This window comes from Micromonospora sp. S4605, assembly GCF_003176715.1.
GTDB classification, from domain to species: domain Bacteria; phylum Actinomycetota; class Actinomycetes; order Mycobacteriales; family Micromonosporaceae; genus Micromonospora; species Micromonospora echinaurantiaca.
Window position 1 is genome coordinate 19,995 of the sequence record NZ_QGSW01000184.1, and the last position, 8,744, is coordinate 28,738.

Sequence of the window (8,744 nt, forward strand, 5' to 3'; positions counted from 1 at the left end):
CAGGCGTCGGTGGAGCAGGTCCCTCGGTGATCCATTTTCCCGCACAGCGGCGCGGGCCGCTGAGCGCGCTGAGCCTGCGCCTGGCCGCCGCGGTCGGGCTGGTCCTCGCCACCGTCGCGGTGGTCTACCTCGACCGGGACGGCTACCGGGACGTCAACGAGGACGGGATGACCCTCCTCGACTGCTTCTACTACGTCGTGGTGTCGCTCTCCACAACCGGCTACGGCGACATCACCCCGGTCAGCCAGAGCGCCCGGCTGATCAACGTCCTGTACATCACCCCCGCCCGGGTGCTCTTCCTGATCATCCTGGTCGGCACCACGCTGGAAGTCCTGACCGAGCAGTACCGCACCGGCCGTCGCCTGTCGCGGTGGAGGAGAACCGTGAAGGACCACGTCATCATCTGCGGCTACGGCACCAAGGGCCGGAGCGCGGTCTCCGCTCTGCTGGAGAACGGTCTGGAGAAGTCGCGGATCGTGGTGGTGGAACGCAACGGCCCGGCGCTGCGGCAGGCCACCTCGGCCGGGCTGGTGGCGATCGAGGGCTCGGCGACCCGTTCCTCGGTGCTCAACGAGGCGCACGTGCGGCACGCCAAGGCGGTGATCATCGCGACCGACAGCGACGACGCCTCCGTCCTGGTGGCGCTGACCGTACGCCAGCTCACCGCGGGACAGGTGCGGATCATCGCCGCCGCCCGGGAGGCTGAGAACGCCCCGTTGCTCAAGCAGAGCGGCGCGCACCACGTGATCGTCTCGTCGGCGACCGCCGGGCGGCTGCTGGGGCTCTCCACCTCCGCCCCGCCGCTGATCGACGTGGTGGAGGATCTGCTCACGCCCGGGCAGGGGATGGCGCTGGCGATGCGCTCGGCCGAGCGCCACGAGGTCGGCCGCTCGCCCCGCGAGCTGGACTCGCTGGTCATCGCCCTGGTCCGGCGGGGCAAGGTGGTCACCCTGGCCGACCGGGCCGGCGCGGTCATCGAGACCGGCGACATGCTGGTGCACGTCCGCGACGACCGGCCGCAGGCGGCTCCGACGAGCTGACCGTCCGGACGGCCAGACCCGGTGTCATCCGGTGCCGGCCGGCAGCGGGCCGGCTGGCCCGGCGGTGACGCGCCCGTCCGGGCCAACCCGGTCGGACTTGTCGGGGCTCGGCTTGCCGGTAGGCCGGTTCAGCAGCTGGCGTCCAGCTCCGCCTCGTCGGTGACCGCCGCGGCGCAGCTGGCCGGCGCTCCGCTGGTCGCCCGCCGGAGCAGCTCGTAGAGCTGGTCGCGCTCCGCCGGACCCAGCGCGCCGAGCACCTCCTCCTCGGCGCTGGCCAGGGCGCACTCGGCCTCGCCGAGCCGGCTCGCCCCGGTTTCGGTGAGGAACACGTCGTGCCGGCGGCGATCCTCCGGTGAGCGTCGCCGCTCCACCAGGTGCGCCGCCTCCAGGTCGTTGAGCAGCCCCACCATGTTGGTGCTGTCGATCTGCAGGGTGCTGGCCAGCGCCTGCTGACCGATGCCGCCCGCGTCGCGCAGCACGGTGAGCGCGACCAGATGCCGGGGGCGCAGCCCGAGCGGCGCGAGCACCGATTCCGAGCGCAGTCGCATCCGCCGGGCCAGGTACTCCAGGAGCGCCCCCGACCGGCGCTCCGACTGGCCGACCGACGGGGCAGACATGTGACCCAGTCTACCCACCCACGGAACATCGGCCTGCTATAAATGGTTGGCGCTACACAAACGATCTGTGGAGGGTTAGTCAAATGCCACACCTGTTGCACATCGACTCGAGCATCCGCGGCGAGCAGTCGGTCAGCCGCCGGCTCACCGCCCGGGCAGCCGCCGCCTGGCGGGCCGCCCACCCGGACGGCACAGTGACCTATCGGGACCTCGGCCGGGAGCCGCTGCCGCACCTGGACGAGGCCGGCGGCCTGGCCCGGATCGTGCCGGTCGACCAGCACACCCCGGAGCAGCGGGCGTCCTGGGAGTTGACCGAGCGGCTGGTGGCCGAGGTCAAGCGGGCCGACACCGTCCTGCTCGGGCTGCCGCTCTACAACTACGGCGCGCCGAGCAGCGTGAAAACCTGGGTCGACCACCTCATCGCGCCCGGCATCGCGTACGACCCGGAAACCAACGCCGGGCTGCTGGGCGACCGGGAGTTCATCGTGCTGACCAGCCGCGGCGGCGGCTACGGAGCGGGCACCCCGCGGGAGGGCTGGGACCACGCCGAGCCCTGGCTGCCGCACGGCATCTCGCAGACCGGGATGGAGCCGCGCTTCATCACCGCCGAGCTCACCCTCGCCCCGGTGGTCCCGGCCATGGCCGAGCTGATCCCGCTGCACGAGGAGAGCCTCGCGGCGGCCGAGCGCGCCATCGACGAGCTCTGGGTGCCGGCCCGAGTCGGCTGAGGTGCCGCCCGGACAACGGAAAGGCTGGCCGTCCCCGCGCGGGGACGGCCACCCTTCGTCGTGGGCTCAGCGCCGGCTCAGATGATCGTCCAGGTGTCGCCGCTGTTGAGCAGGCCGGCGAGCTGCTGTTCCGGGGTGTCGGTGACCTTCGCCCGGGCGGTGGCGAGCTGCTCCTGCACGACGCTGTCGTAGGACGGCCGCTGGACCGAGCGGAACACGCCGATCGGGGTGTTGCGCAGGTCGAGGCCGGGCAGCCGGGACAGCGCGAACGCGTAGGCCGGGTCGGTGACCGTGGCGTCGTGCACGACGATCTCGTCGGGGCTGGTGGCCGCGGTCTCCCGTACCTCCAGGCCGAACCCGCCGGGCGGGTGGACGACGCAGAACTGGCCGTCCCTGCCGAAGGTGATCGGCTGCCCGTGCTCCAGGCGGATCAGGTAGTCGTCCCGGGTGGCCGGCTCCTTGAGCTGGTCGAAGGCGCCGTCGTTGAAGATGTTGCAGTTCTGGTAGATCTCCACGAACGCCGAGCCCTGGTGCTCCGCCGCCGCCCGCAGCACGGACTGCAGGTGCTTGCGGTCCGAGTCGATGGTGCGGCCGACGAAGGTCGCCTCGGCGCCGAGCGCGAGGGAGATCGGGTTGAACGGCGCGTCCGCCGACCCGACCGGCGTCGACTTGGTGATCTTGCCGACCTCGGAGGTGGGGGAGTACTGCCCCTTGGTCAGCCCGTAGATCCGGTTGTTGAACAGCAGGATCTTCAGGTTGACGTTGCGGCGCAGCGCGTGGATCAGGTGGTTGCCGCCGATGGAGAGGGCGTCGCCGTCACCGGTGACGACCCAGACGGACAGGTCGGGCCGGGTGGCGGACAGGCCGGTGGCGATCGCCGGGGCGCGGCCGTGGATGGAGTGCATCCCGTAGGTGTTCATGTAGTACGGGAAGCGGGACGAGCAGCCGATGCCGGAGACGAACACGATGCGCTCGCGCGGGATGTTCAGCTCGGGCATGAACTGCTGCACGGCCGCGAGGATGGCGTAGTCGCCGCAGCCGGGGCACCAGCGCACCTCCTGGTCGGACTTGAAGTCCTTGGCGGTGAGCTTCAGCGCGATGGGCTCAGACATTCTTCAGGACCTCTTCCAGCATCGTCTCCAGCTCCGCGGCGGTGAACGGCAGGCCGCGGACCTGGTTGTAGCCGATCGCGTCGACCAGGTACTTCGCCCGGATCACGTGCGCCAGCTGGCCGAGGTTCATCTCGGGGATGACCACCCGGTCGTAGGAGCGCAGGACCTCACCGAGGTTGGCGGGCATGGGCGCCAGGTGCCGCAGGTGCGCCTGCGCGACCGGCAGCCCGCGCTGGCGCAGCGCCCGGCAGGCCGCGCCGATCGGCCCGTACGTCGAACCCCAGCCGAGCACCAGGACGCGGGCGTCGCCGTCAGGATCCTCGACCTCGACGTCCGGCACCGGGATCGCCTCGATCCGGGCGGCGCGGGTGCGGACCATGAAGTCGTGGTTGGCCGGGTCGTAGGAGATGTCGCCGGTCTTGTCGGCCTTCTCCAGCCCGCCGATCCGGTGCTCCAGGCCGGGCGTGCCCGGGATCGCCCACGGCCGGGCCAGGGTCTGCGGGTCCCGCAGGTATGGCAGGAAGGTCGTGCCGTCCTCGCCGTTGGGCTCGGTGGCGAACTCGACCCGCAGGTCGGGCAGGGACTCCACGTCGGGCAGCAGCCACGGCTCGGAGCCGTTGGCCACGTAGTTGTCCGACAGCAGGATCACCGGCGTGCGGTAGGTGAGCGCGATCCGGGCCGCCTCCAGAGCCGCGTAGAAGCAGTCGGACGGCGACTTCGGCGCGATCACCGCGACCGGCGCCTCGCCGTGCCGCCCGTAGAGCGCCATGTTGAGGTCGGCCTGCTCGGTCTTGGTCGGCATGCCGGTCGACGGCCCGGCCCGCTGCACGTCGACGATGACCAGCGGCAGCTCCAGCGCCACCGCCAGGGAGATGGTCTCGCTCTTCAGCGCGACACCGGGACCGGAGGTGGTGGTCACGCCCAGCGAGCCGCCGTACGACGCGCCCAGCGCCGCGCCGACCGCTGCGATCTCGTCCTCCGCCTGCATGGTGAGCACACCGAACTTCTTGTGCTTGCTCAGCTCGTGCAGGATGTCCGAGGCGGGCGTGATCGGATAGGCGCCCAGGAAGACCGGCAGCCCCGAGCGGACGCCCGCGGCCACCAGACCGAGCGACAGGGCGGCGTTGCCGGTGATGTTGCGGTAGGTGCCGGGCTGCATCTTCGCCGGCTTGACCTCGTAGCGGACCGCGAAGTCCTCGGTCGTCTCACCGAAGTTCCACCCGGCCCGGAAGGCGGCGACGTTCGCGGCCACCAGCTCCGGCCGGGCCGCGAACTTGCGCTCCAGGAACCGCAGCGTCGACTCGTACGGCCGGGAGTACATCCAGGAGAGCAGGCCGAGCGCGAACATGTTCTTGGCCCGCTCGGCGTCCTTCTTGGACACCGCCTGGTCGGCGAGGGCGCCGATGGTCATCGATGTCAGCGCGACCGGGTGCACCACGTAGCCGGCCAGCGAATCGTCGTCCAGCGGGTTCGCCTGGTAGCCCACCTTGGCCAGGTTCCGCTTGGTGAACTCGTCGGTGTTCACGATGATGTCCGCGCCGCGGGGCAGATCGGGCAGGTTGGCCTTCAGCGCGGCCGGGTTCATCGCCACCAGCACGTTCGGCGCGTCGCCGGGGGTGAGGATGTCGTAGTCGGCGAAGTGCACCTGGAAGCTCGACACCCCGGGCAGGGTCCCGGCAGGCGCCCGGATCTCCGCCGGGAAGTTCGGCAGGGTGGAGATGTCGTTGCCGAGCTGTGCCGTCTCGGAGGTGAACCGGTCGCCGGTCAACTGCATGCCGTCGCCGGAGTCGCCGGCGAACCGGATGACCACCCGGTCGAGCTGACGGATCTGCTTGGTCACGCCTGCACCTCGCTTCGCTCAGCGCGGTCGCGCGGGCGGCTGAAACTGATGGTGACCTCGCCTTGCCCGGCCACGTGACCTCCTTGACGCACCGCCGCACCGGCCGTCCGTGACTGGTCCGGCCCGCTGTCGTTCCTCATCTGAGAGCCTACGTCGGATCGACCGGCCAACCTCCCGGGAGGTCCGCCGACTGAGACCGGAAGTGGCCGCCTTTTGTCCGGTACTAGGGCGTTTTGCCGTGCCCGCCGTAATTCAGATCACCGGTCGCGGACCGCCCCCTCGCGGCCGTCGAAGCGGCCTCGGGGCCGTCGGGCGGGTCACTCCAGCGCTGCGGGCGTCACCGTCGGCTTGGTCGCCGGTGCCGTCATCCGACGGCGCAGGGAGACGGTGGCCAGCGTCAGGGCGAGCACCACCAGCAGCGCGGAGACCACGATCAGCAGGATCGCGGTGCGCTGCACCGAACTCGACCCGCCGCCCGCGCGGTCGAGCGCGGGTGCGGTGGCCGCCAGCACCCCCTGCGATCCGGTCGGCGCGGGCGCCGCGGCGACCTGGGTGGTCAGGGCGGCCGCCGAAGTGATCCGGAAGCTCATCTGCACCCGCCGGGTCCGCCCCTGGCGCGGGTCGAGCTGCCCGACCACCGCACCGGAGAGTGGCGCGGCGCGCTGGGCCTCCGGCGTCGCGACCACCGGCAGGCGCAGCTCGACGGTCCGCCCGGCCGGCACCGCACCGACCGCGCACCGGATCCGGCCCGCCGTCGTCGGCGCGCAGCCCGCCGGGGGCGTCGGCACGCTCACCCCGTCCGGCAGGACCACCTCGATCCGGCCGGTGGCGTCCACCCGGCCGGTGTTGCCCAGCCGGACCGCGAGTTCGCTCGCCCCGCCGCTGATGTCGAAGGCGACCTCGTCGGCCTGCAACGTGATGCCGGGCACCGGCGGGCCGGGCGGGAAGAGCACCGCGAAGCCCTCGTTGTCGGTGACCGAGCCGGCCGTGCCGGGCGCGGTCGCGGTGACCCTGACCGAGCCGCTGAGCGGCATGTTCCGCCAGGCGGTGCCGCTGATCCGGATCTTCAGTCGGGTGCTGAACCGCGCGCCCGGCGCGGTGCTCCACTCGCCGCACCGGTGCTCGCCGCCTCCGGTCCCGACGCAACCCGGGGTGCCCGCGTCGGTCAGTCCGCCGGGCAGCGTGTAGCCGAGCCGGATCCGGGCCCGCGCCGTGCCGGTGTTGGTGATGCTGACCCGGAGCGTGGCCACCGTGCTGGCGGCGTTCCAGTAGCGGCCGGAGAGCTGGATGTCGCCGGTGCTGACCCGGACGCCGAGCGGGCTGGCCGGCGGGGCGCCCGGACCGGGCGCGGACGGCCGGACCGGCGGCGGTACCGGCCCGGGGCTGGCGGGCGCGATGGTGGCCGGCGCCGCGGTGGTCGGGGCCGGAGCGCCGGTCTCGGTGGCGGTGGGGTCCGGATCGGCGGTGGGCGTCGCCGGTGGGGTGGTCTCCGGGCTGGTCGGTGGCGCGGTCGTCGGCACCGGTCCGGTGTCCGTCGGGTCCGCGGTCGGCGTCTGCTCGTCCGGCTCGTCCGCGGGCCCGGTGCCGGGAGCGGTCACCAGGGCGGCGGACGGCGCGGCGATCGCCCACCCGGGCACCGCGGTGAGCGCCAGCCCGAGCACGAGCGGGATCGCCAGCAGCGGCATGACCCGCCGGCTGCGCGTCCACCGAGCGGGCGATACGTCTGCGGCGGCCATCTGTCCTCCGGGTGACCAGGGGTGGGAGCCTCTCCATATTCGTGACATTTGCCCCAGAGCACTAGTCTCACCGGAAAACAAATTCGTAACTTGTCCGGACCGTCTGTCCCGGACCGGGGGGTAGGCTGCCGGCGTGACCGGTTACCTGGGCTCGTACGCGACGCTCGGGCTGCTGCTGCTCGCCAGCGTCCTCTTCTTTGTCATGGCGTTCTCGGCCAACCGGGTGTTACGTCCTGCCCGTCCGGCCGATCCGCCGGGGAAGCGGGCCAGCTACGAGTGCGGCCTCGATCCGGTCGGCGCCGACTGGGCGCAGATGCAGATCCGGTACTACGTGTACGCGTACCTGTACGTGCTGTTCGCGGTGGAGTCGGTCTTCCTCTTCCCCTGGGCGGTGGTCTTCGACCGGCCGGGGTTCGGGATGGTCACCGTGGTCGAGATGGCGATCTTCGTGGCGGTGCTGGCGCTCGGCATCCTCTATGCGTGGCGCCGCAACATCCTGCGCTGGACCTGAACCGCCCGCCCGGGATCCGACCCGTCCGGCGGGACCTCGCCCCGGCGGCGGGCGCCTGACCGCCCGGCGCGGTCAGGCGAGGCCGCGGCGGGTCGCCGTGGGCGGCCGGTCGCCCCGGATCGAGGCGACCATGTCGAGCACCCGGCGGGTCTGGCGGACCTGGTGGGCCCGGAACACCCGGGCGCCCAGCCAGGCGGAGACGGCGGTGGCCGCCAGGGTGCCCTCCAGCCGCTTGGCCACCGGCAGGTCCAGCGTCTCGCCGACGAAGTCCTTGTTGGACAGGGCGACCAGCACCGGCCAGCCGGTGCGGGTGAGCTCGTCCAGCCGGCGGGTGATCTCCAGCGAGTGGCGGGTGTTCTTGCCGAAGTCGTGCGCCGGGTCGATCAGGATGCCGTCCCGGCGTACGCCGAGCGCGACCGCGCGGTCGGCCAGCCCGGTCACCGTGGCGAGCACGTCGGCCACCACGTCGTCGAAGGCCGCGCGGTGCGGCCGGGTCCGCGGCGCCAGCCCGCCGGCGTGCGAGCAGACCAGCCCGGCGCCGGTGTCGGCGGCCACCTGGGCCAGCGCCGGGTCGGCGCCGGACCAGGTGTCGTTGAGCAGGTCGGCCCCGGCGGCCACCGCCTCCACCGCCACCTCGGCCCGCCAGGTGTCGATCGAGATGACCACCTCCGGGAACGCGGCCCGGACGGCGGCGATGGTGTCCACCGTCCGGCGGATCTCCTCGGCCACGTCGACCTCGGCTCCCGGGCCGGCCTTGACCCCGCCGATGTCGATGATCTCGGCGCCCTCCTCGACCGCCCGCTCCACCGCCCGCAGCGCGCTGTCGGCGGCGAAGGTCGCGCCCCGGTCGAAGAACGAGTCCGGCGTGCGGTTGACGATCGCCATCACCACCAGGTCGCCGGCGTCGAACGTCCGCGCACCGAGCCGAAGCGCTCCGGCCATGCCGCCTCCCGAGTTCCGCGCCGCCGACCGCCCGTCGCCGGCCGATCCCGACGCTATCCGGTCGCCGGCCGCCGCCTCCGCCCGCCCGCCCGCCGAACGCTGTCCCCGCGCCGCCGGCCGGCCCGGTACGGCCCGCGCTCACCCGATCGACTCGCCGGTCAGGCGCATCGGCCCGATGCCGGTCCCGGCCCGCACCCCGGCGTCGCCCGCCGGCGGAC

The 8,744-nt window shown here is 72.8% G+C and carries 8 protein-coding genes; 3 read left to right on the forward strand and 5 right to left on the reverse strand.

Annotated elements, in window-relative coordinates; genetic code table 11:
- The first annotated feature begins 26 nt into the window (after positions 1–26).
- Positions 27–1,040, forward strand: a complete 1,014-nt coding sequence (locus tag DLJ47_RS14660) for a potassium channel family protein (protein WP_109900580.1) — start codon at positions 27–29, stop codon at positions 1,038–1,040.
- Positions 1,041–1,168: 128 nt separating this feature from the next.
- On the opposite strand, the gene DLJ47_RS14665 is transcribed toward DLJ47_RS14660, so the two are convergent.
- Positions 1,169–1,657: a MarR family winged helix-turn-helix transcriptional regulator gene (locus DLJ47_RS14665; RefSeq protein ID WP_109900581.1), complete on the reverse strand. Its 489-nt coding sequence runs from the start codon at positions 1,655–1,657 to the stop codon at positions 1,169–1,171.
- Between the two features lie 83 nt (positions 1,658–1,740).
- On the opposite strand from DLJ47_RS14665, the gene DLJ47_RS14670 reads away from it, so the two are divergent.
- Positions 1,741–2,385, forward strand: a complete 645-nt coding sequence (locus tag DLJ47_RS14670) for an FMN-dependent NADH-azoreductase (protein ID WP_109900582.1) — start codon at positions 1,741–1,743, stop codon at positions 2,383–2,385.
- Positions 2,386–2,462: 77 nt separating this feature from the next.
- Here DLJ47_RS14670 and DLJ47_RS14675 read toward each other — a convergent pair whose 3' ends face one another.
- The 3 genes from DLJ47_RS14675 to DLJ47_RS14685 form a co-directional block, all read right to left on the reverse strand.
- Positions 2,463–3,497 carry a 2-oxoacid:ferredoxin oxidoreductase subunit beta gene (locus tag DLJ47_RS14675; RefSeq protein ID WP_109900583.1) on the reverse strand — a complete coding sequence of 345 codons (1,035 nt, stop codon included), beginning with the start codon at positions 3,495–3,497 and terminating at the stop codon, positions 2,463–2,465.
- On the reverse strand, positions 3,490–5,337 hold the full coding sequence (locus DLJ47_RS14680) for a 2-oxoacid:acceptor oxidoreductase subunit alpha (RefSeq protein WP_109900584.1): 1,848 nt from the start codon (positions 5,335–5,337) through the stop codon (positions 3,490–3,492). The genes DLJ47_RS14675 and DLJ47_RS14680 overlap by 8 nt, the downstream gene beginning before the upstream one ends.
- Before the next feature lie 317 nt (positions 5,338–5,654).
- Complete coding sequence (locus DLJ47_RS14685) at positions 5,655–7,022, reverse strand: hypothetical protein (RefSeq protein WP_233257837.1); 1,368 nt, start codon at positions 7,020–7,022, stop codon at positions 5,655–5,657.
- 184 nt (positions 7,023–7,206) lie between these two features.
- On the opposite strand from DLJ47_RS14685, the gene ndhC reads away from it, so the two are divergent.
- A complete protein-coding gene (gene ndhC, locus DLJ47_RS14690) occupies positions 7,207–7,584 on the forward strand; it encodes an NADH-quinone oxidoreductase subunit A (protein ID WP_088997225.1) in 378 nt (125 codons plus the stop codon).
- Between the two features lie 72 nt (positions 7,585–7,656).
- Here the strand turns inward: ndhC and folP are convergent, their stop codons facing one another.
- Positions 7,657–8,526, reverse strand: coding sequence for a dihydropteroate synthase (folP, locus tag DLJ47_RS14695; protein ID WP_109900586.1), 870 nt, complete (start codon positions 8,524–8,526; stop codon positions 7,657–7,659).
- Between the last annotated feature and the right edge of the window lie 218 nt (positions 8,527–8,744).